Source organism: Salinarimonas soli (assembly GCF_008386575.1).
Taxonomy (GTDB): Bacteria; Pseudomonadota; Alphaproteobacteria; order Rhizobiales; family Beijerinckiaceae; genus Salinarimonas_A; species Salinarimonas_A soli.
This window is the reverse complement of record NZ_VUOA01000254.1, coordinates 1-446: the sequence shown is the minus strand read 5'-3', so window position 1 is coordinate 446 and position 446 is coordinate 1. Positions and strand designations below refer to the sequence as shown.

The window sequence follows — 446 nt, the reverse complement described above, 5'->3', positions numbered from 1 at the left end:
CCAAGTTGTACGCATGCTCATAGGCGTCAATGATCGCCTCATCCTTCATGGGCTTGGAGGCTGCCCGGAGCTTGTGCGCCGTATACAACGCGTGCCTAAACGCCGTCTCATCTCGTGCAGCACGCCCCTCAGCAATCCAGAGCACTTTGACACCATCGACACGTTCGGCATCCAGTCCGTCGAGATCAGCCATGTCCCCTTGCAGCTCTTTGGCGATCTTCCAATAGGCTTGTGCTTCCTCCCGGCGGGTTTTTACCGCATTGATGAGCTCCCGGCCGCTGGTAAAGGATTGCTTCGGTGCAGGGGTTGGTGCCGCATCCGTGGTGCCGTTCATGCGTCGTACCTCCTGAATCAATGCGGCGAGCTGGAAGATATCTGAGTGCTGATAGTGCCAATGGTAGGCAGTGGGATCATCCCCGGTATAAAACGGCGAGCGGGAAAACCCA

Annotated in this window: 1 protein-coding gene; it reads right to left on the bottom strand. The window is 57.2% G+C overall.

What is annotated here, in order from left to right:
• The coding region (locus tag F0L46_RS25845; RefSeq protein WP_210247717.1) for a hypothetical protein at positions 1–334 on the bottom strand (334 nt) is incomplete at its 3' end.
• Positions 335–446 lie beyond the last annotated feature (112 nt).